The organism is Streptosporangium sp. NPDC050284, from assembly GCF_044459525.1.
Taxonomy (GTDB): Bacteria; Actinomycetota; Actinomycetes; order Streptosporangiales; family Streptosporangiaceae; genus Streptosporangium.
In genome coordinates this window covers 155,345-173,473 of the sequence record NZ_JBITIZ010000003.1, presented here as the reverse complement: position 1 = coordinate 173,473, position 18,129 = coordinate 155,345, and the positions used below count along the sequence as shown (strand labels likewise).

Sequence of the window (18,129 nt, the reverse complement as noted above, 5' to 3'; positions counted from 1 at the left end):
GTTGAAGACATTTGGATTTTACCAGTATCCTGATTTCCGTTGTCTGGGAAAGGGGGCCGCGATGGTCCGGCTGATTCGAGATGCGGTGTGCTCGGACCTCTCCGAGCAGGTCCGCACCGGGCTGCGAGGACGAGCGTCGGCTCTCGCCGTGCGGCGTGTTGGAGCCGTACGAGGATCCGGTCACCACACCCCGAGACCTGGGAGCTGACGATGGCGACTCGGCACCTGTACGTGATGCGGCACGGCGCGGCGGACGCGTTCGGCACGTTGACCGACGTCGGGCAGCGGCAGTCCGAGCTGGTCGGGAAGCGCCTGGCCGCCCTGCCCGTCGACGTCGTGTGGCATTCGCCCCTTCCCCGGGCGGTGCGCTCCGCCCAGATCGTCGGCGAGCAGCTGCCGGGCGTCGCCGTGCGCGAAGCGGCCGAGCTGATCGACCACGTGCCGTACGTGCCGGACGAGATGCCCCCCGCATGGGCGGGGTTCTTCGACGGGTACGACGCCGAGGAGGCCGCCGCGGGCGCGGCCCTCGCGCACGCGCTGACCGACAGGTTCGCGCGCCCCGCGGAGACCGAGACCCACGAGGTCCTGGTCACCCACGCCTATCCGGTGGCCTGGCTGCTGCGGCACGCCCTCGACGCGCCACCGGTGCGCTGGCTGGGGCTGAACTGCGGAAACACGGCACTGACGGCGATCGAGTATCGCGACGCCGTGGCGCCGACGGTGCTGCTGTACAACGACATGGGTCACCTCCCGCCCGACCTGCGCTGGACGGGGTTCGGGCCGGGCACGCGGCCCTGAGCGCACGATCGACCAGGACCGTCCCCGGTGTTGCCGGGCGCCCACCGGCGCGGGATGAGCGAGGAGCGTTCGTGACCCCCCTGACGTGCCGGTCGCCCGGCGCGCCGGAGCGGTCTGGTGCCGCGTCGGGCGGCCTTTGCCGGCAGAGATCCGTGTGATACGTTCGGCGGCGCCGTGCGGCACTACGACCGAAGGAGGTGAGACCGATCAACGCTGTGACGACAGATCGGGGCTCCCTCCCCTGCATGGTCTAGGGAGCGCCCGACAAGGCACCCCGAAAGGCTTCGAAACGCCATGCGCTTCAGCTTGACCTCTCAGACGTCGACCGACGGCGTCACCGAACAGTCCTTCACCCTCGGCGAGATCCCCGGCGTGTTGTTCACGCCGGAAGGCGCCACCGGATCCCGCCCGCTGATCCTGATGGGGCACGGCGGCGGCCAGCACAAGAGAGCTCCCGGCGTCCTGGCCGGCGCGCACCGGTTCGCCGCCGAGGGAGGTTTCGCCGTCGCCGCGATCGATGCTCCCAACCACGGCGAGCGGCAGAAAAGCGAACGGTTCATCCGGTTCGCGGGCGACATGCGGGCCCGCATGGCCGCCGGCGAGAATCCGGCCGGGCTGGTCGCGGCCATGCACGACCTGCTGGCAGAGGAGGCCGTCGCCGACTGGCAGGCGGTTCTGACCGCGGTCCAGGAACTCGACCACGTGGGCGCAGGTCCGGTCGGCTACTGGGGGGTGTCGATGGGCTGCGGGCTAGGCGTGCCGCTCCTCGCCGTCGACCCCCGGATCCGCGCCGCGGTGCTGGGCCTGCTCGGCGTGCACGGGCTGGCCGAGAGCGCCGCCCGGGTCACCGTGCCGGTGCAGTTCCTGCTCCAGTGGGACGATACGCGGGTTCCCAGAGACCAGGCGTTGGCGCTGTTCGACGCCCTGGGCTCGACCGAGAAGACGCTGCACGCCAACCCCGGCGACCACGGGGGAGTCCCCGCGTTCGAAACCGACACCGCACTGAGGTTCCTCGCCCGGCACCTTGGATAGGACCGCCGCCGTTTGACGGGCTCCCCGGTGCTCCTCACATGGGCTCTCGCCCACCCGAAGACCCGAAGTCCTAGCCGTGACGGAGTACGGCGTGGGCGGCGCCGAGGCGCAGGGCCTCGTCGCGTTCCGAGTGGTCGCCCGACACCTCGTCGGCCCATTCGAGGAGCCGGCGCAGGTGGGCGTCGGCTCCGGTCGTGACGACACCGGGACTGCCGAGGGCGACCTCGCCGCCGGTCCCGTCGATGGTGACGAGGGTGCCCTCACCGACGGTGCGTCCACCGGCTCGCACCGAGGAGCCGGCGACGTCGACGACGAGGTCGCCGATCCCCACGACAGCGGGTTTTCCCATCGACCGCGCGACGACCGCGGCGTGGCTGGCCGGCCCGCCGCGGGCGGTGACGATCCCGGCGGCGGCCGCCAGACCGCGCATGTCGTGCGGGGAGGTCTCCGGCCGTACCAGGATGACCGGGCCGTCGGCGGCCATGCGCACCGCTCCGTCCGAGGTGGTCGCCACCCTGCCGGCCGCGACACCGGGGCAGGCGCCGATTCCCTTGGCCAGGATGTCGGCGGTTCCCGCGATCCGGGGTGTGCGGACGTGCGGGAGATGCCGCGGTGAGATCCTGAGCAGCGCTTCTTGCCGCCCGATCACCCGCTCGTCGGCGAGGTCGGTCGCGACGCGGACGGCGGCACCCCCGACGAACCTTCCCGGCCGGACCTGCAGAATCCACAGCTCCCCGGCCTGGAAGGTGAACTCGACATAGCACGCGTCGCGGTAGTGCCCCTCGACCCGGCGCAGGGCGTCGAGGAGGCCGGCCCACACCGCAGGTTCCCGGCCGGCGAGTTCGCGCAGGGGCCGGGTGAGTGAGCCGCCGGAGACGACGTCCTCACCCTGGTGCCCGAACAGCACCTCACCGAACGGGACGTTCTCCCCGGTGTTGGGGTCGCGGCTGAACGCGACTCCGGTACCGCTGTGCTCATCGCGGTTCCCGAACACCATCGTCTGCACGATCACGGCCGTACCGAGGTCGTGCGGGATGTCGTGCAGCTCGCGGTAGGTTCTGGCGCGCGGCGTGTCCCACGACGAGAACACGGCCTCGACCGCCGACTCCAGCTGCCGCGCCGCGTCGTCCGGGATCGGCCGGCCCCATCGTCGCCGGATGAGGTCCTCGACCGCCTCGATCCGTGCCTCCTCGTCGCCGGTCCCTCGCCCGAGGGTTCCGTCGTCCACGTTGGTGATCGCGGCGGCGAAGCCGGCCAGGAACCGCAGCCGTGAGTTCAGCGCGAACCGCGAGTCGCCCGTCTCGGCCGCCAAAGCGGCCGTGGCTGCGGTCGTGAGGCCGAGGTTGAGGATCGTGTTCATCATGCCGGGCATCGACACCCCGGCCCCGGAACGAACGGAGACCGCCAACGGCGCCCGTGATCCCCCGAAGCGGCGCCCGGTGGAGGCTTCGAGGTCGGCGACGGCCGCCGCGAGTTCGTCGTCGAGCCCGTCGGGAAGACGCCCGTCGCGCAGGAACGCGCGACATGCCCGGGTGGTGACGACGAACCCGGGAGGCACCGGCAACCCGAGACGCCTCAGGACCAGGAGGCCGTGTGCCTTGCCGCCCAGCGTCTCCGCCGTCTCCTCGACGCTCGGGGAGAGCGGGCGAACCCATCTCATACCCATCGGGGGATCCCGAGTGTGGCGTGCAGGTCCTCGTGAAGCTCCGCCCACACGACGTGGTACGACGAGAAGTCGTCGGCCACGTACTCCAACTCGCCGGCGGCGGCGCGATCGAGTGCCTCGGTGAGACGGGTCCGGTAGCGGCCGAATCGGGGCAACGCCGCGGACAGCTTGGCGCCGACGACGGCGGCCCGCCGGTCGAAGTCGACGAACCGGGCGAGGACGCGGGCGTCGTAGGAGGGATCGCGGTGGTCGTTGGCGGTCATGACACCGTCGACGGACCGGATCTGCCACGCCGTGCACAGTTCGAGCAGTTCCGGGTTGAGCACGAGGAAGTCGTCGAACGCCGCCTGCACGGCGGCGCGGGCGCCGGCCGACTCCAACTCGGCGGTGAGGCGTTCGGCGTTCACGACCCGGCCGACGTCGGTGAGACTCCACCCGCCGAAGTCGCCGCCCGTATACGTGACGAGACCGGCGACCGCGAGATCGATCAGCTCGGACTCGACGTCGGATTCACCGAGTCCCGTGGCGTTGGCGAGGCGGGTGAGACCGGCGGCGCCGCTGCAACGCAGGGCGTGGAGCACCGACAGGCCGGTGCCGGTCGCGGGAGACTCGGATCGGGTCATGACGTTGACCCCTTCGGCCGTGTGTCGTTCGAGGCGTCGGCGGTGGAGGCGTCGGCGGGCGAGGCGTCGGAGATCGAGGCCGCGTACGCGGCGCCTCGTCCGTGGGCTCGGGCGACGATCGAGCCACCCTGGACGCGGACGGCGGACTCCGTCTCGTCGTCGAGGTCCGTCAGGCCGATCGCCGACGCCGCCAGTGCGACGTCGTCGAGGACCAGCCGGACGCGCTGCCAGGCATCGGGGGCGAAGACCCGCCGCAGGCAGCCGACGAGATCGGTGATCCTGAGCCGTACGAGGCGGCCCGTCTCGGCGGCGTCGTCCGTGACGACGACCACCGTCACCTGCTCGCCGGGCCGGGCGGAACGGACGGCCTCCTCGGTGGCGGCGAGACGACCGGCCCCCAGCACCGTGATCAGGCCGTCGGCGCCGAGGTCGACCCGATTCCCGCTGATCCGATCCGTGAGTTCGGTGGGCGGATCCCACGCGTCCTCGCACGGTCGCGCCGGAGTGACATAGGGCAGGTACGGCGGGGTCCAGGTATCGGCGAGATCGATGCCGGCCAGATGCTCACACGCGCGTGCCAGGTCGAAGGGGTCGCCGAATCCCGGTGCGCTCTCGGCCAGGTGACCCGAACCGTCCAGCAGCGTCAGTGCCAGCTCGGCGAGCCGTACGTGCCGCACCGGCATCGCGCGAGCCGGTTCGCGCGCCTCCAGTGCGAGGGCGAGCAGCAACGCCTCCACCCTGACGACCTGCGCCAGCACCGTGCGTCCGCGCTCGTCGTCGAGGACACCGGCGAGCGAACGCAGGTGCAGGCGCCCTCCGGAGGCCGTGTCGCCGACCAGGGGCAGCCGTTCGAGCCAGGTCCTGGCGAACGTGCCCAGCGCATCGGCCGTCGTCGGTGGTGGCGGCGTCGGCGACTCGTCCGCGGTGGCGTTCTCGACCATGTCGATCAGCACCGCGAGATACAGCGCGCGCTTGCTCGGGAAGTTCGAGTACACCGCCCCGCGGGTCAGGTCGGCCCGCTCGGCGATCCGGTCGACCTTGGCCGAGGCGTAGCCGTGCTCGATGAACTCCTCCCTCGCCGCCGTCAGCACGAACCTCCGGGTGCGCTCCTGCTGCTGCACCCGAGTCAGTCGAACCATCACCGTTCCTTTCCATGGACCATCAGCATTAGGATACTCTCAAAATTCAGATGTTAAAAACATCTGAGTTGCGAGACGACCGGGATGAGGGATGGTGACGGTGAGCGATCATGGGTTCGAGACCGAAGGGCTGACCAAGGCATTTGGCAAGGTCAGTGCGCTGGACGGTGTCGATCTGACCGCCCCGCGCGGGCAGGTGCTCGGCCTGCTGGGCCCCAACGGCGCGGGAAAGACCACCGTGATCCGCGTCCTCGCGACCCTGCTGCGCCCCGACGGCGGACGCGCGTCCGTGGCCGGGTTCGACGTGGTACGCCGACCGGCAGAGGTGCGTCGGCGGATCGCGCTGTCGGGCCAGCACACCAGCGTGGACGAGGAGCTGACCGGCCTGGCGAACCTGGTCATGATCGGCCGGCTCCTCGACCTGTCCCGACCGCAGGCTCTCCTGCGCGCCACCGACCTGCTCGCCCGCTTCGGCCTGGAGGACGCGGCGAAAAGACCGGTCGCCGGTTACTCCGGTGGCATGCGCCGCCGCCTCGACCTCGCCGCGAGCATGGTCGGACACCCCGAGGTGGTCTTCCTCGACGAGCCCTCGGTGGGACTGGACCCCGGCAAACGCGACGAACTGTGGCAGATGATCCGAGGCCTGAGCGCGGAGGGCGTCACCGTCCTGCTCACCACCCAGTACCTCGAAGAGGCCGACGCCCTCGCCGACGCCATCGCCGTCATCGACCAGGGACAGGTCATCGCCTCCGGCACTCCCGCCGAGCTGAAACGAGAGGTCGGCGGGCACACCATCGCCGTGCGGCCGAACGACCCCGCCGACACCGACGCGGCCGCCCGCATCCTGGCCGAAGTCGCCGGCCGGACCCCGGAGCGCTCCATCCGCCACGAGCTGGTCGTCCCCGTCACCGGTGACGGGGACTTCTTCGAGATCGCCGCCCGGCTGCGCGAACGCCGCATCGGCGTCTCCGAGCTGTCGCTGCGCCTGCCCAGCCTCGACGAGGTATTCCTCGCCCTGACCGGAACCCCCACCGCCGCCTCCGCCACCACCGCCGACCACACCGACGAACCGAAGAAAGCCGCACGATGATCGCCACCGAACGATCGCGCACCGAAGCACCCACCACCGCCGACCACACCGACGAACCGACGAGGGCCGCCTGATGACCGCCACCGTGTCCAGCATCGAACCACCGCGCACCCGGCCCTTCGCCTGGCTACGGCACAGCTTCGTGCTCGCCGGCCGCAGCCTCGCCAAGACCACCCGCAACCCCGGCCCGATCATCAACGGGGTCGTCACACCCGCCCTGTTCATGGTGCTTTTCCTCTATCTCTTCGGCGGCTCCGTGGCCGGCTCCACCGCCGACTACCTCCAGTACCTCTTCCCCGGCATCCTCGTCATGGGCGCCGGCCTCGCCGGGATGGTCTCGACCGGCACCAACATCAACCTCGACCTCAAGAACGGCGTCACCGACCGGTTCCGCAGCCTGCCCATCAGCCGCCTCGCGCCCCTGCTCGGCTCCGTACTGGCAGACATCGTCCGTTATCTGCTCGCCGTCGCCATCCTCTTCGCCATCGGCACGCTCCTCGGCTTCCGCGCCCACGGCGGTCTCCCCGCGGCCCTCGCCGCCGCCGGCCTCGCCATCACCTTCGGCTTCTGCCTCAGCTGGGTCACCGTGTTCTTCGGCGTCCTCGCCAGGAGCGCCGACACCGTCCTCGCGATCAGCTTCATCGGCTTCCTGCCGTTGCAGCTCGGCACCAGCCTCGCCGCTCCCATCGAGACCCTGCCCGGCTGGCTGCGAGCCTGGGCCGAGATCAACCCCGTCACCCACGCCATGAACGCCTGCCGCGCCCTCCTCAACGGCACCCCGGTCGGCGGCACCGTCACCACCACGCTCATCTGGTGTGCGGCCCTCTTCGTGGTGTTCTGCCCCCTGGCCATCCGCGCCTACAGCCGCCAGCAATGACCCACTTCGCCCCCCCGGGAGCCCCAACACCGACCCGCACCCGGGAGCCGCGCTAGGTTTGGCGGCCCTGCCGTGCCGTTTCAGGATTTTCATCGTGTACGGCACAGCCGTGCACGATGACCTGGACCAAGCCCTGGACGACGTCCCTGCTGACGCTCCCCGGCGGCGCGGTGACCAGGGTGAACAGCGCACCCCCGTAGAGCGCGATCAGTGCGGGGATCTTCTCGCCTGGGATGGCGAGGCCGAGTTTGCCGTGGTGCCCGGCGGTGATCTGCAACGACGTGTCCTGCAGGCCCGCGAGCGCCGAGGCGAGCACCGGTCGGCGGACGGCCTCCAGTTGAAGTTCGAAGATTGCCAGATAGCGGTCGCGCAGGGTGGTCGCCGCTGTGAGCAGCGATTCCGTCAACAGGTCGGCCAGCGTCGCGGGCTGGTCGGTGGCCCGGTCGGTGTCGGCGTGATGCAGCTCGACGACGCGTTCCGCGGCGGCCACCAGCAGCGCTTCCCGGCTGCGGAAGTAGTTCGAGGCCGTTCCCGGCGGAAGGTCCGCTTCCTTCTCCACCGCGCGATGGGTCAGTCCATGCACGCCCGACGACGCCAGCAGCGCGATGGCGGCATCGGTCAGGGCCCGGCGACGGGCCGGATTGGTGGGCGGCATACGACCATGTTACCAATATACGTACTAGTACGTTCGTAGTGAATCGTGAGGAGGTCTCATGAGGATCGTGGTGGTCGGTGCCGGGCTCGGGGGAGTGGCGGCCGCGGTGGGGCTGCATCGCCTGGGCCACGAGGTGACGCTCCTCGAACGGGGCGCCGAGCTCCGGGAGGCGGGCACCGGGATCGTGGTCATGCCCAACGGGCTCCGCGCGCTGGACGCGCTGGGGCTGGCCGAAGACGTTCGCGGGCACGTCATGATCGACGCTCGCGCGGGATTGCGGGACCGGCGCGGACGGCCGCTGCTGGTCACCGATGCGATCCAGGCGCAGCAGGAGGTCGGGACGCCCGCCCTCATCGACCGGGCGGAACTGCACCGGGCGCTACGCGCTCCGCTGCCCGCCGACCTGGTACGAACCGCGACCCCGGTCGAGCGCCTGGAGTCCGACCCCACCGGGGTCACCGTGATCAGTGACGGCAGCCCCGTCACGAGAGCGGATGCCGTGATCGCGGCCGACGGCATCGGCAGCAAGCTGCGCGGACAGCTCATTCCCGGCCACCCCGGGCTGCGGCGGACCGGCCGGATGGACCTGCGCGGCATGCTGCCCCGCCCTACCGGCCTGGAAACGGACCTGCTCGCCTGCCAGTTGGTCGACCGCCGCAGCGGGGCGATGTTCGGCCTGTTCCCCGTCGGCGAGGACCGCCTGTACTGGTTCACCGACTCCGTCCTGCACGGCTCGCTGCCCGGCGCGGGCGAGGCACGCCGACAGATGCTGTCCCTGATGGCCGACTGGCACCCTCTGGTCACGGCGCTGATCGAGGCCACCCCGCCCGCCGACATCTACGTCGATCCGATCGCCTGCCTGGCCGAACCCCTGCCCTCGTACGCGGTCGGCAGGGTCGCGCTCCTCGGTGACGCCGCGCACGCCATGCCACCCGACCTCGGCCAGGGCGCCAGCCAGGCCTTCGAGGACGCGGCCGCCCTGACCCGCCAGCTGACCGGCGCCGAGCCGGCGGACGTCGCCGAGCGGCTCCTGCGCTACGACGCAGAGCGCAGGCCCAGTGCCAACCGCATAATGCAGGCGGCGTCCCGGCAGTCGCGGCTGACCTCCCAGACCGGCGTCGCCGGATGGCTACGCGACGCGTTGCTGCGCGCCATACCGTCCCGGCTGGCCACCCGGCAGCTCGCCGCCCTCTGGCACGCCTAGACTCCAGCCGTAGATCGTGATCTTCGCCTCTGGACGGGACCAGGAGGTGTAGCGGCTGACCTGGTGCTCGCGGACGGCATCGGCATCCCACTTGGCCCGGCCGGGCAGGTGCCGCATGCCGTCCGGAGTGGCCTCCCCAGCCCACTCGGCGATGCTCCAGCAGTTTTTGCGCGGCAGGTCCGACAGCGGCCCCGGACCAAGCCGGCTGCCCGGCGCCGGGGCTCTACCCGCGCGAACCGGCCCGCTATCCGAGACATCGGAACCTCGAAGGACCCCTCCCGGCGGGCAGGGTCTACGCTGTGCCCGGCGACCGCCGTGTGATCGTTTGCCTCCACAAAACGATGATCAATGGTGGCCGCAACCGCGGCTCAGTCGACAACACCGGCAAGACCACTGTCTATGGCTGGAGCACTCATGACCGATTTGCGGCAAGCCCACGATGCCGCTCGCGCGATCGCCGCAATGGCCTTGGGACGAGACCCCGGCCCCATGGCCACCGCTGAGAGCAGCTCCCACCACCAGGGCTGGTGGGTGTAGTCCGTCAGCGAGGTACAGGGCGACGATTTGGGCGCGTGACCAGCCGGGAGCCAGCCGCCAGGCCTCCAGCGGTGTCAGCTCCTGGCAGGTGTTGCGCAGGGTGGTAACGATCCGCTCGGTCGGGAAGCCCGCCCTTTGCCCAGCCGGCCACACGCCTGCCGGGGCTGAGCGGGTTGCTGTCCAGGTGTCTGCGTGGGGTTCGGCCCCGGTGGATGCGGTGACCGCACTGGCTGCGGCCCGCGCCCTGTTCGCCGCCCGCCTGGCCGAGGTCGGTCCGGCTCATCTGCGGGCGAAGCGTGCGAGGACCGCCACGGCTTGCCGGGCATGGGTGGAGTACCGCGCCGGCTGATCCACGCGCGACGTCGCGGATCAGCCGGCCGTCCCGGCTGGATCCGTTCAAGCCGCAGTGGTCCCGCTGGGTCAAGCCGCTGCCGGCCCGAACAGGCGGTCCAGATGGTAGTCGATGATCCTGGTGGCGGCCTCGTAGCTGTGCTGTCGGCTGAGGACACTGGAGGTCAGGCCGTTGGCAAGAGCCAGAAGGCTGGCGACTTCGGTACGCGGGTCACGATCGGGGGCGATGTCCCCGGCCTGCTGTGCGGCGGTCAGCCGTACGGTGAGGAAGTTTTCCAGTGCGTTGGGCAGGGTGAGCCCGACCGCGGCGAGCGCCGGGTCGGTGAGGGCGGCGGTGTAGTAGGCGGTCCAGGCCATGGAGTCCAGTTTGCTCTGCTCGTCGAAGGGCAGGATCGTGCCGAGGACGGCGGCGAAAACGCCTCGCGGTGTCAGCTCGCCCGCCGCAGCGGCGGCCCGCTGCTTGACCCGGCGGTCCATGCGGGCACCCAGCTCGGTGAGGCCGGATTCGAGCAGGGCCTGCTTGTTCGTGAAGTAGTACTGGACGACGCGCAGCGAGACCCCGGCCTCGGCGGCGATCTCACGCATCGACACCGCCTGCAGGCCGCGGGTGCTGGCGATGCGCAGCAGCGCCTCGGTCAACTGGCGCCGCCGCTCATCATGATCCACCTGTCGGGGCATGCCCGTTTCCTACCTGTCGTTCGTGCTGTGCTTCGGTGTTGCGGTCCCGGGCCGCGTCTGGCCGGGAAAGGCGAGGATCCGCTCGGCGACCAGGTCCGGAGCTTCGACGGGCAGCGAATGTCCGGTGCCGGGCACGATCTCCACGCGCCAGGACGGCGCGATGTCGGCCAGCCGCGCGGCCAGCGCCTGCGCGTCGAGCAGTGCGCTGCGGGCGCCCAGCAGTACCTGCACGGGCACGGGCACCTCGCGTATCTGCTCGTCGGTGTAGGCGGGCGGGATGGGCACACGCCGGCGGAAGGACCAGCCGGCCCGCATCAGCTCCACCAGCCCATCCTCGCGCAGCACCCCGTTGTCCACTACGCCGGCCATGCGGTGTCGCAACGTACGAGGAAGCATGGAGGCGATGGCGCCGGCAAGGGCCCAGCGGATGAACCGCCTGGGCAACGGCGCGAAGCCGCCCGGGTCCACCAGCGTCAGCGCCGCGACCCGGCCGCCCCCGCCGAGTTGCTGTTCCACCGCGGCCCAGCCGCCGGCAGAGAAACCCGCCACGTGCGCGCGCTCGGCTCCAACTGCGGCCAGTACGTCGGTGACCCAGCCGCCGACCTCGGCACCGGTCGCGAGCGGCCGCCTCTGAACCGAGCGGCCCGGCTCGCCGAGCGGGTCGACGGCAAGGACCGGGCGCGTGCGCGCCAGCGGCTCGATGTAGCGGTACCAGGCCAGCGCGTTCCCGCCGGCACCGGCCAGGAGGACCACGGGATCCCCCTCGACGGGCCCGGCCCGGTGGATCCGCACAATGCCGGCGCGGGTCTTCACGTCGATGGCGTCCACCGGCACCGGCCACAGCTCGCCGAGCACTCGGTCATAGACGGCGTAGTACTTGTCACGGGCAGAGTCGCTGGTGAAGGCGGACGGCCGGTCAGGCATTCGCATGGTGACCTCATCTCCCGAATGGATACAGTCGTATCCTAACAAGTAGTCGGCGAGGCCGCGACCGCGGTGGTTGAGCGGGTGACGGAACGCGTTCCCGATCTGCCCGTCATCGCCCGTGTGTGCCCGGCCAACACCGCCTCTCAACGGGTGACGGTGCGCGCTGGCCTGGTACGGGCTGAAAATCTCGACATCGCCGACGAGGACGGCTTGGACTGGATCTTCGCGAAGAACCTGCTTGGCTGAGCCGCGTCGTCACGCTCTCGTTCGAGTTCGCAACAATCAGCCCCTACTGACCTTGCTGCCTGGCGGCACTGTGCCGGTCCAGGTCGAGACTGATGGATAGCGCGAGGATGCTCGAAAAGCTATTTGTTCACGCACTTTTCGAGACCTCGCTGTTCAGCACTTCGTGAAAATCGCCGACAGCAGGGCGGTCTTGCTGATCGCGAGGTACGGCGCGTAGCAGTATTTTCCCGGTTTCGATGATGTGGTGGCTGCGGTAGGCGGGTGCAAGGGGGGCTATCACCGTCGTCGCCCGTCGCGAGCCCTCGTCGATGTCCCCCTTAACGATCATGCAGAGTGCCTCGTGGAGTGCGACGTTGGCCTGGTATTGGTAGTCGCCGGTCAGCTTGAGCACATTTGCCCGAGCCGTGTCCGCCCTGGCCGCGTCGCCCGCACTGGCGTAGACCCAACTCTCGGTGAAATGGATTTGATTCGCTTTCCAGAAGCCGAGGGAGTCTCCGGTGACGCCTTTTGCCGCCAGGTCGAGAAGAGCGTTCAGCGTTCCGAGCGCCTCATCGTGTCTGCCGAGCAGGGAGAGGGCCTTGGCCCGGGTGGTCATCAGGTCGACGGAAGGCCCGCCGGCGATCTGTTTCGCGTCGTGAACGAGGCGGAGAACCGTCCCCGGGGCTCGCTGCCCGTAGAGTCCGTGGCCTGCCTCCTCCGCACGGACCAGCAGACGGAGTTCTCGATTCCCGGACGCATCAGCCGCGTGGCGGGCCGTGTGCCACCAGCGGACGGCGGCCCCATGGTCGCCCAGGCGGGTCAGCGCGTTGGCATGGACGGCCGAAAGCGCGGCCATGGTCCTATGCAACCCGGCTACCTCGGCGGGGGCCGACGTTTCCAACTGCCGTCGAACCAGGAGCAGATCGATGATGAGGTCGGCCGCCACCTGTGCGGGAGGTCGGGTCCGGAGCGCGTAGAGGTGATCGCCGCAGGTCAGCTCCCACTCCTCGGCACTGCGGAAATCGTGCGCAAGGGACAGGTCGAGCAGTTGGCGAATCGCCTCGCCGGAAAGGCCGAGTATTCCGATTCCGGCGGCGGCGAGCTGTAGAAGTCGTCGGCGTTCCATGTCGTCTCCATCTGACGCCTTCCAAGCGAGGCTACCTCGGGTCGGGTGCTCAGAGGCAGAGGCATCCTGCGGATCGGCGAACAGCTCGGCCTCGGGGATACCGAATGCTCGTGCGTACAGCACGCGGTACGGATCGCCGGGCCGGTTGTGCCCGGCCTCGTACGCCTTGATCCGACGGATCATGGTCTCTCGGGTGGGCAGATGGTTGCGGGTTTCCTCGTCGGCCGCCTCGACGAGTCGGCGGGCCATCTCGCGCTGGGTCCACAGCCGGTTGCGTCGCTCCTCGCGGAGTCGTACGGCCCACGCGGGGAGATCAGCGGCCATCACGTACACCTCTTCGCCGCAGTTGGGGGAGGTCTTGTCGCCCCCAGTGTCCTCCAAACGCATCTGTGCCGGAGGGATTACGCAGCGTTGTGATGGAAGGAGATGTAACAGCAACGGGGCCCGCAGGCGCTGATACGCCGTACGGGCCCCTTGACCAGGAAGTGAGTCCTGATCCATGGCCAAGGTTAGAGCCATCCGGATCCGTTGGAACGCGGATTCCCCGCCGTTGCCGCTGGGCTGCCGGTGGTGCGGGCACGCCCCCTATGCCTACGAGGCGCACAGCCTGCCGCATCGTCGTGACCACCTGTGGGAGCAGCCCACGTCCCGGCAGGTGTGCGCTCGGATGGCCGCGCGGCGGCGTCTGGGCCTGAGCGGTCGGCTACCGGCGGCGCCGTCGCGCCCGCTGAGGGTTCACCCAACCGCCACCCCGCCCCAGGTTCGGCCCGGCCGTCACGCGCGGCCGGTGACGGTCACCGACGCCTATGGCGGGGGCCGCTCGCCGGACACCACCTCCCCGCCCTGGCGGCGCGAACCGTACCGGCGAGGGGCCACGGCATGAACGCGGTCCCACAGCGGAGCGACACTCCCATGAGCAGGCGCGGTGGTCTCCCTTCCCCGGTGCACGCCGCCGCGCCGTCGACCACTGCCTGGCTCCGCGCCGAAGAACTGGTCATCGAGTTGGATCGCGCCCATGGCATCTCGGCTGACATCCACGAGTTCCGCTCCGGCAACGCCATCGTGTCCGTCTACCGCGGGCTCCTGGCCTACAGCGACGGTGAGAACTTCTGGTGGACCAGCCCTGAGCTCGACGGATCCGGCGACCATCTGCTCAGCGCCGCCTCGGACGTAGCCACGGCCGCCGAACGGCTCGCCGAGCACTACGAGATCCTGCGCGCTCGCCCCCTCACCACGCAGCTGGGCTGCGAGTTGCCGCTGCTGGCCGACGTGATCCTGGCAGAGCATGTCGACCCGCGCTGACGCCGACGCGGTGCTGGCCGCCGAGCAGGTGCAGGCGTACGCGTACGGATGGCTGGTCTGGTGGAGTCTTAGATACCGGCGATTCGAAGCCTGGGACTGCAGGGATCCGGCATGTTTCCGTGCGGTCTACGCGGACAGCGCCGCTGAGCTGTGGGACCGCATGCAACAGATAGAACTCGACCTTTGGCGAATCTCGCCCCAGGGCGCCGCGCAGCTCGTAGCCATTGCGGCCGATCGCCCGTACCCGCCGACCTCAGTGACCCCGGAGTCGCGTTCTCAAGTAGATGAGAGGAGCTGATCGTGATTTCGTCCTACGACACACCGGCGGACGACCGGCCGAGCGCCGTTACCCGGCGGTCCACCGCCGTCGCCGTCCTGCAGCACCTGCGCGTGGAGTGGCCCGACCTCGACGCGAGCACGGGTCTTCCTGCGTCGCACCGTCCAGGGGCACGCGCCCGATATGGTGGCGGATCATGTCGCCGATAGCTCGCACCTTGCAGATTCTCCTGATGGTCTCCGGCTTTGCGGTACTCGGCTATGCCGCCCTGTGGGACATGGACGACGCCACCGGGTGGCAATGCCGGGCCACGAAAATCGGGAAGGAGCCGGTGCAGATCTGCGGCACCGAGGACGGCGTGCAGACCCCGATCCTCCTCGGCATGGGCGGGCTCGCTCTCGAGATCGCGAGCGTCTCCGTTGCGGTGGGGGCCCGTAGCCGGGACTCGGTCCGGGCTTCGCCGTCTGCCGTCCCCGTCTCCTTCCCCCCGGCGCCCTTCGGTTCGGGGCAGCCACCCCATGCGCCCGCTGCCCCGCCCAACCCGTGGCCGACCCAGATGCCCCCGCAGGCTCAACCCGGGCAGCGCTGAGAACTGCTAACGAAATGACTCTTTTGGGGCTGGGGACCTCCTCAGGAGTCGCGGCTGGCGTCAGTCAGCCCGCAGGAGGGTGTGCAACTCGGCGGTTTCGAGGATGCGGGCCCGTGAGGGAAAGACCTGACGGAGCAGGACGTCGTGCGCTTCGGGGTCAGGGTCGGCGACGCCGTCGGCCAGGATGTAGAGCTGGTAATCGCGGTCGGCCGCGTCGAGGACGGTGGACAGGACGACGCCGCTGGTACTGATGCCCGCGATGATCAAAGTGGTGATGCCGTGTTCGCGCAGCCGCTGATCGAGGTCGGTGCTGGACAGGCCTCCGTGACGGATCTTACGCACGATGATGTCTCCGTCCTGGGGAGCGAGACGTTCGTGGACAGCGGTGTCAGGGTCTGCGTGGTGCATGAGACGGTGCTGGGCGATCGGTGCGAAAGACCTGTTGGCAGGCGGGATCGCAGCCCAGTCGGCCTCGGTGAAGCCGACCCGGACATAGGCGACGGTGCCGCCCTTGGCGCGAACGTCGGCGATCACCTTTTCCATGCGTCCCAGCAGGGCTTCACTGTCGCTTTCGGGGAGCAGCGATAGGAGCGCGGGCTGATAGTCCATGACGAGCAGGGCGGTGTGTGCGGGGGTGATGCTCATGCGAGTGTTTGCCTTTCCAGTGGCGTGCGGTCGTGTCGGGGGAGGAGGAGCGGGGTCGCCAGAAGGAGGAGACCGGCGATCGCGATCGCGGCGCGGGGGCTGGTGAGGCCGGCCAGCAGGCCCCACAGTCCGGTCATGGCCGCGATGGTGGCTTTACTGGTGATCGACCAGGCGGACAGCGTGCGGACGATCCGGTCCGAGGGGAGCTGTTCGAGCCGGTAGGTGGCGAATACCGGGTTGAACACGCCCATGCAGGTGATCAGCCCGAGTTCGATGGCGATGACGAGGACGAGCCCGGCGGGGCCGGGGCCGATGAAGGCCAATCCGAGTGACCAGCACGCGCGCAGCGTCCCGGCGGTGAGCATGACCCTGTGCTGTCCGAACCGTGCGAGGAGCGGGCGGGCCAGTCGCGAGCCGATGAGGCCGCCGACGCAGGGGACGCCGAAGGCGAGGCCGTACTGCCAGGGGGCGAACCCGAGGTCACCGAGCATGAGGACGGCGAGCAACGGCGAGGCTGCCATGATCAGGCCGCTGACCAGGACCGTGTTGAAGAACAACGGGCGCAGCGCCGGGCTGGCGAGGATGTACCGCCATCCCTCCAGCAGGTCGCCGGCTCCGGGCCGGGGCGGTGCGGCGGTTCGCGCGGGACGTGGCTCCCGCCCGCCGATGGCGCGGATCCCCGCGGCCGAGAGGAGGAAGCTGACCGCGTTGGCCGCCACGCTCGTCACCGGGCACACCAGCCCGATCGCGGCGGTACCGAGCGGCGGCCCGAGCGCGGTGGCGGTCCAGGCCGTGGCCTCGAACCGCCCGTTCGCGACGAGCAGGTCCTCGGACCGGACGAGCGCCTTCAGACACGCTCCGCTCGCAGCGGTGAAGGCGATGTCGGCCGCGCCGACAACGACCGCCACGACCAGGAGTTGAGCGAAGCTCAGCCAGCCGAGCACGTAGGCGGCGGGAACGCTCATCAGCGCCGCGAACCGGATAAGGTCCATCGCGATCATCACTGGCCGTTTGCGCCGGAACTCCACCCACGGCCCGAGCGGCACCGCGACCACCGCCCCGACCGCGAGTCCCGCAGCGGCCAGCACCGACACCTCGGTAGGCCCTGCGTCCAGAGCGAGAATCGCGATCAGGGCGAACGCGTCGAACGCGAACCGTGTGCCGAACGTGCTGACCGCGTACGCGGCCCAGAACCACCTGAACCGCCGCCCCAGCGACCTTCCCAACGCGCACCCCGCCATCTCTAGAAAACAACCACACATTGATTTGAGAGATCAAAACGCGCAGCCAGTAGGCAGGTCAAACAACCAGACGATCGAAGTCACACAACCGTAAGTTGTGTAATAAGGTCAGTCAGTGTGGATCTAGACGCTGTGCGCACGTTCGTCGCCGTCGTAGACACCGGCCAGTTCCAGCACGCCGCCGCAGATCTGTCGATCACTCAGCAGGCCGTTTCCAAGCGCATCGCCGGGTTGGAGAAGGACCTCGCGGTGCGGCTGTTCACCCGCACCGCGCGCGGGGCCCGGCTCACCATCGACGGGCAGGCGTTCCTGCCCCACGCGCGCGAACTGCTGCGCGTCGCCGAGCGCGCGGTCGCGTCCGTGCGCCCCGGCAGCCGTCCGCTGCGCGTCGACGTGATCGCCTCACGCAGCGCGGCGTCGGGCCTGATGCGCGGCTTCCACCGCGCGCACCCCGAGATCGAGCTCGACGTGGTGATGCTGTTCGACATCGAGACGGCCCTCGCCGCCATTCGGTCCGGTGCGATCGACGCGTCCTTCCGTGCCGTCGCCGTGCCCGGTCGGCCCCTTCCCGAGGACATCGAGTCCGTCTGGGTGCTCGACGAGGTGCTCCAGCTCCTCACCGGGCCCGCCCACGCGCTGGCCGGCGCCCGGTCGGTGACCGTCGCTCAGCTCGCCGGGCACCGGATCTGGATGCCCGGCATCGTCCCCGGTACCGAGTGGGCCGCCTACTACGACGATCTCGTCGCCGAGTTCGGTCTCACCATCGAGGCGACCGGCCCCAACTTCGGCTCCGACGCGCTCCTCGACACCATCGCCGACACCCCGGCCCTGGCTACCTTCATGGGCGAGCAGACCCGCCTGGCCTGGCCCGTCGACCACGGCCTGCGCCGCATCCCGGTGACCGACCCGACGCCCGTCTACCCGCACTCGCTCCTGTGGCGTCGCGACAACCCCCACCCGGCGCTGGCCACCCTCCGCGCCCACCTCGCCGCCGCCGTAGCGGCCGGCCACGACGCTGCCGGGACCTGGGCGCCGGGCTGGGTGATTCGGCGCTGAACGCCGCCGCGTCCGCGATCATCGTGGCCGGATCGACCGACAGTGGCTCGGGGCAGGCCTGGCCATCAACACGCTCCGGCTCTCCCCCTCC

General features: G+C 70.1%; 20 protein-coding genes and 1 pseudogene. 11 read left to right on the top strand and 10 right to left on the bottom strand.

The annotated features are described in order from the left end of the window. The first annotated feature begins 210 nt into the window (after window positions 1–210). On the top strand, window positions 211–798 hold the full coding sequence (locus ACIBH4_RS08405; protein WP_362502604.1) for a histidine phosphatase family protein: 588 nt from the start codon (window positions 211–213) through the stop codon (window positions 796–798). A gap of 306 nt (window positions 799–1,104) precedes the next feature. Next, window positions 1,105–1,830 (top strand): alpha/beta hydrolase, encoded by a 726-nt coding sequence (locus ACIBH4_RS08400; protein ID WP_362502601.1) that lies wholly within the window; start codon window positions 1,105–1,107, stop codon window positions 1,828–1,830. 70 nt (window positions 1,831–1,900) lie between these two features. On the opposite strand, the gene ACIBH4_RS08395 is transcribed toward ACIBH4_RS08400, so the two are convergent. Genes ACIBH4_RS08395 through ACIBH4_RS08385 form a run of 3 tightly spaced genes read right to left on the bottom strand, consistent with a single transcriptional unit; the run spans window position 1,901 to window position 5,258 of the window. Then, window positions 1,901–3,496 (bottom strand): pyruvate, phosphate dikinase, encoded by a 1,596-nt coding sequence (locus tag ACIBH4_RS08395; protein WP_362763094.1) that lies wholly within the window; start codon window positions 3,494–3,496, stop codon window positions 1,901–1,903. After that, the gene (locus ACIBH4_RS08390; protein WP_362763097.1) at window positions 3,487–4,119 is read right to left on the bottom strand and encodes a transcriptional regulator; all 633 of its coding nucleotides are present in this window, start codon (window positions 4,117–4,119) and stop codon (window positions 3,487–3,489) included. Before ACIBH4_RS08390 ends, ACIBH4_RS08395 begins: the two co-directional genes overlap by 10 nt. Continuing rightward, window positions 4,116–5,258 carry a helix-turn-helix domain-containing protein gene (locus ACIBH4_RS08385; protein ID WP_362763100.1) on the bottom strand — a complete coding sequence of 381 codons (1,143 nt, stop codon included), beginning with the start codon at window positions 5,256–5,258 and terminating at the stop codon, window positions 4,116–4,118. The genes ACIBH4_RS08390 and ACIBH4_RS08385 overlap by 4 nt, the downstream gene beginning before the upstream one ends. Window positions 5,259–5,358: 100 nt before the next feature. Here ACIBH4_RS08385 and ACIBH4_RS08380 point away from each other — a divergent pair, with 100 nt between their 5' ends. Further along, complete coding sequence (locus ACIBH4_RS08380) at window positions 5,359–6,348, top strand: ATP-binding cassette domain-containing protein (RefSeq protein WP_362502589.1); 990 nt, start codon at window positions 5,359–5,361, stop codon at window positions 6,346–6,348. Window positions 6,349–6,421: 73 nt separating this feature from the next. Further along, window positions 6,422–7,225 (top strand): ABC transporter permease, encoded by an 804-nt coding sequence (locus ACIBH4_RS08375; RefSeq protein ID WP_362763103.1) that lies wholly within the window; start codon window positions 6,422–6,424, stop codon window positions 7,223–7,225. A 52-nt stretch (window positions 7,226–7,277) separates the two neighbouring features. Here the strand turns inward: ACIBH4_RS08375 and ACIBH4_RS08370 are convergent, their stop codons facing one another. After that, on the bottom strand, window positions 7,278–7,880 hold the full coding sequence (locus ACIBH4_RS08370) for a TetR family transcriptional regulator (RefSeq protein WP_362763106.1): 603 nt from the start codon (window positions 7,878–7,880) through the stop codon (window positions 7,278–7,280). A 58-nt stretch (window positions 7,881–7,938) separates the two neighbouring features. Here ACIBH4_RS08370 and ACIBH4_RS08365 point away from each other — a divergent pair, with 58 nt between their 5' ends. Beyond that, window positions 7,939–9,084, top strand: a complete 1,146-nt coding sequence (locus ACIBH4_RS08365) for an FAD-dependent monooxygenase (protein ID WP_362763108.1) — start codon at window positions 7,939–7,941, stop codon at window positions 9,082–9,084. 68 nt (window positions 9,085–9,152) lie between these two features. Here ACIBH4_RS08365 and ACIBH4_RS08360 read toward each other — a convergent pair. Then, window positions 9,153–9,341: pseudogene (locus tag ACIBH4_RS08360) on the bottom strand (IS701 family transposase); the annotation flags it as partial. A gap of 497 nt (window positions 9,342–9,838) precedes the next feature. On the opposite strand from ACIBH4_RS08360, the gene ACIBH4_RS08355 reads away from it, so the two are divergent. After that, window positions 9,839–9,970 (top strand): hypothetical protein, encoded by a 132-nt coding sequence (locus ACIBH4_RS08355; protein WP_362763111.1) that lies wholly within the window; start codon window positions 9,839–9,841, stop codon window positions 9,968–9,970. A gap of 71 nt (window positions 9,971–10,041) precedes the next feature. On the opposite strand, the gene ACIBH4_RS08350 is transcribed toward ACIBH4_RS08355, so the two are convergent. Both ACIBH4_RS08350 and ACIBH4_RS08345 read right to left on the bottom strand, forming a co-directional pair. Beyond that, on the bottom strand, window positions 10,042–10,650 hold the full coding sequence (locus ACIBH4_RS08350) for a TetR/AcrR family transcriptional regulator (protein ID WP_362763113.1): 609 nt from the start codon (window positions 10,648–10,650) through the stop codon (window positions 10,042–10,044). Window positions 10,651–10,659: 9 nt separating this feature from the next. After that, the gene (locus tag ACIBH4_RS08345) at window positions 10,660–11,580 is read right to left on the bottom strand and encodes an alpha/beta fold hydrolase (protein ID WP_362763116.1); all 921 of its coding nucleotides are present in this window, start codon (window positions 11,578–11,580) and stop codon (window positions 10,660–10,662) included. Window positions 11,581–11,658: 78 nt separating this feature from the next. On the opposite strand from ACIBH4_RS08345, the gene ACIBH4_RS08340 reads away from it, so the two are divergent. Continuing rightward, a complete protein-coding gene (locus tag ACIBH4_RS08340) occupies window positions 11,659–11,823 on the top strand; it encodes a hypothetical protein (RefSeq protein ID WP_362763118.1) in 165 nt (54 codons plus the stop codon). A 127-nt stretch (window positions 11,824–11,950) separates the two neighbouring features. Here the strand turns inward: ACIBH4_RS08340 and ACIBH4_RS08335 are convergent, their stop codons facing one another. Next, window positions 11,951–13,252: a hypothetical protein gene (locus tag ACIBH4_RS08335; RefSeq protein ID WP_362763120.1), complete on the bottom strand. Its 1,302-nt coding sequence runs from the start codon at window positions 13,250–13,252 to the stop codon at window positions 11,951–11,953. Window positions 13,253–13,427: 175 nt separating this feature from the next. Here ACIBH4_RS08335 and ACIBH4_RS08330 point away from each other — a divergent pair, with 175 nt between their 5' ends. The 3 genes from ACIBH4_RS08330 (at window position 13,428) to ACIBH4_RS08320 (ending at window position 15,096) form a co-directional block, all read left to right on the top strand. Next, window positions 13,428–13,811: a hypothetical protein gene (locus ACIBH4_RS08330; protein ID WP_362763123.1), complete on the top strand. Its 384-nt coding sequence runs from the start codon at window positions 13,428–13,430 to the stop codon at window positions 13,809–13,811. Next, window positions 13,808–14,230 (top strand): hypothetical protein, encoded by a 423-nt coding sequence (locus tag ACIBH4_RS08325; RefSeq protein ID WP_362763126.1) that lies wholly within the window; start codon window positions 13,808–13,810, stop codon window positions 14,228–14,230. The genes ACIBH4_RS08330 and ACIBH4_RS08325 overlap by 4 nt, the downstream gene beginning before the upstream one ends. A 473-nt stretch (window positions 14,231–14,703) precedes the next feature. After that, window positions 14,704–15,096, top strand: coding sequence for a hypothetical protein (locus ACIBH4_RS08320; RefSeq protein WP_362763129.1), 393 nt, complete (start codon window positions 14,704–14,706; stop codon window positions 15,094–15,096). A gap of 60 nt (window positions 15,097–15,156) precedes the next feature. On the opposite strand, the gene ACIBH4_RS08315 is transcribed toward ACIBH4_RS08320, so the two are convergent. Together ACIBH4_RS08315 and ACIBH4_RS08310 are read right to left on the bottom strand one after the other, a co-directional pair. Continuing rightward, window positions 15,157–15,741: a cysteine hydrolase gene (locus tag ACIBH4_RS08315; RefSeq protein ID WP_362763131.1), complete on the bottom strand. Its 585-nt coding sequence runs from the start codon at window positions 15,739–15,741 to the stop codon at window positions 15,157–15,159. Continuing rightward, window positions 15,738–16,967: an MFS transporter gene (locus tag ACIBH4_RS08310; RefSeq protein ID WP_362763134.1), complete on the bottom strand. Its 1,230-nt coding sequence runs from the start codon at window positions 16,965–16,967 to the stop codon at window positions 15,738–15,740. Before ACIBH4_RS08310 ends, ACIBH4_RS08315 begins: the two co-directional genes overlap by 4 nt. 132 nt (window positions 16,968–17,099) lie before the next feature. Here ACIBH4_RS08310 and ACIBH4_RS08305 point away from each other — a divergent pair, with 132 nt between their 5' ends. Then, the gene (locus tag ACIBH4_RS08305; protein ID WP_362763137.1) at window positions 17,100–18,038 is read left to right on the top strand and encodes a LysR family transcriptional regulator; all 939 of its coding nucleotides are present in this window, start codon (window positions 17,100–17,102) and stop codon (window positions 18,036–18,038) included. Window positions 18,039–18,129: the final 91 nt, after the last annotated feature.

What these genes read in the sequence shown, in the direction of transcription:
- ACIBH4_RS08405 (WP_362502604.1), top strand. Translation starts at nt 211, where the DNA reads ATGGCGACTCGGCACCTGTACGTGATGCGGCACGGCGCGGCGGACGCG.
- ACIBH4_RS08395 (WP_362763094.1), bottom strand. Translation starts at nt 3,496, where the DNA reads ATGGGTATGAGATGGGTTCGCCCGCTCTCCCCGAGCGTCGAGGAGACG.
- ACIBH4_RS08390 (WP_362763097.1), bottom strand. Translation starts at nt 4,119, where the DNA reads ATGACCCGATCCGAGTCTCCCGCGACCGGCACCGGCCTGTCGGTGCTC.
- ACIBH4_RS08385 (WP_362763100.1), bottom strand. Translation starts at nt 5,258, where the DNA reads ATGGTTCGACTGACTCGGGTGCAGCAGCAGGAGCGCACCCGGAGGTTC.
- ACIBH4_RS08375 (WP_362763103.1), top strand. Translation starts at nt 6,422, where the DNA reads ATGACCGCCACCGTGTCCAGCATCGAACCACCGCGCACCCGGCCCTTC.
- ACIBH4_RS08370 (WP_362763106.1), bottom strand. Translation starts at nt 7,880, where the DNA reads ATGCCGCCCACCAATCCGGCCCGTCGCCGGGCCCTGACCGATGCCGCC.
- ACIBH4_RS08365 (WP_362763108.1), top strand. Translation starts at nt 7,939, where the DNA reads ATGAGGATCGTGGTGGTCGGTGCCGGGCTCGGGGGAGTGGCGGCCGCG.
- ACIBH4_RS08350 (WP_362763113.1), bottom strand. Translation starts at nt 10,650, where the DNA reads ATGCCCCGACAGGTGGATCATGATGAGCGGCGGCGCCAGTTGACCGAG.
- ACIBH4_RS08345 (WP_362763116.1), bottom strand. Translation starts at nt 11,580, where the DNA reads ATGCGAATGCCTGACCGGCCGTCCGCCTTCACCAGCGACTCTGCCCGT.
- ACIBH4_RS08335 (WP_362763120.1), bottom strand. Translation starts at nt 13,252, where the DNA reads ATGGCCGCTGATCTCCCCGCGTGGGCCGTACGACTCCGCGAGGAGCGA.
- ACIBH4_RS08330 (WP_362763123.1), top strand. Translation starts at nt 13,428, where the DNA reads ATGGCCAAGGTTAGAGCCATCCGGATCCGTTGGAACGCGGATTCCCCG.
- ACIBH4_RS08325 (WP_362763126.1), top strand. Translation starts at nt 13,808, where the DNA reads ATGAACGCGGTCCCACAGCGGAGCGACACTCCCATGAGCAGGCGCGGT.
- ACIBH4_RS08320 (WP_362763129.1), top strand. Translation starts at nt 14,704, where the DNA reads ATGTCGCCGATAGCTCGCACCTTGCAGATTCTCCTGATGGTCTCCGGC.
- ACIBH4_RS08315 (WP_362763131.1), bottom strand. Translation starts at nt 15,741, where the DNA reads ATGAGCATCACCCCCGCACACACCGCCCTGCTCGTCATGGACTATCAG.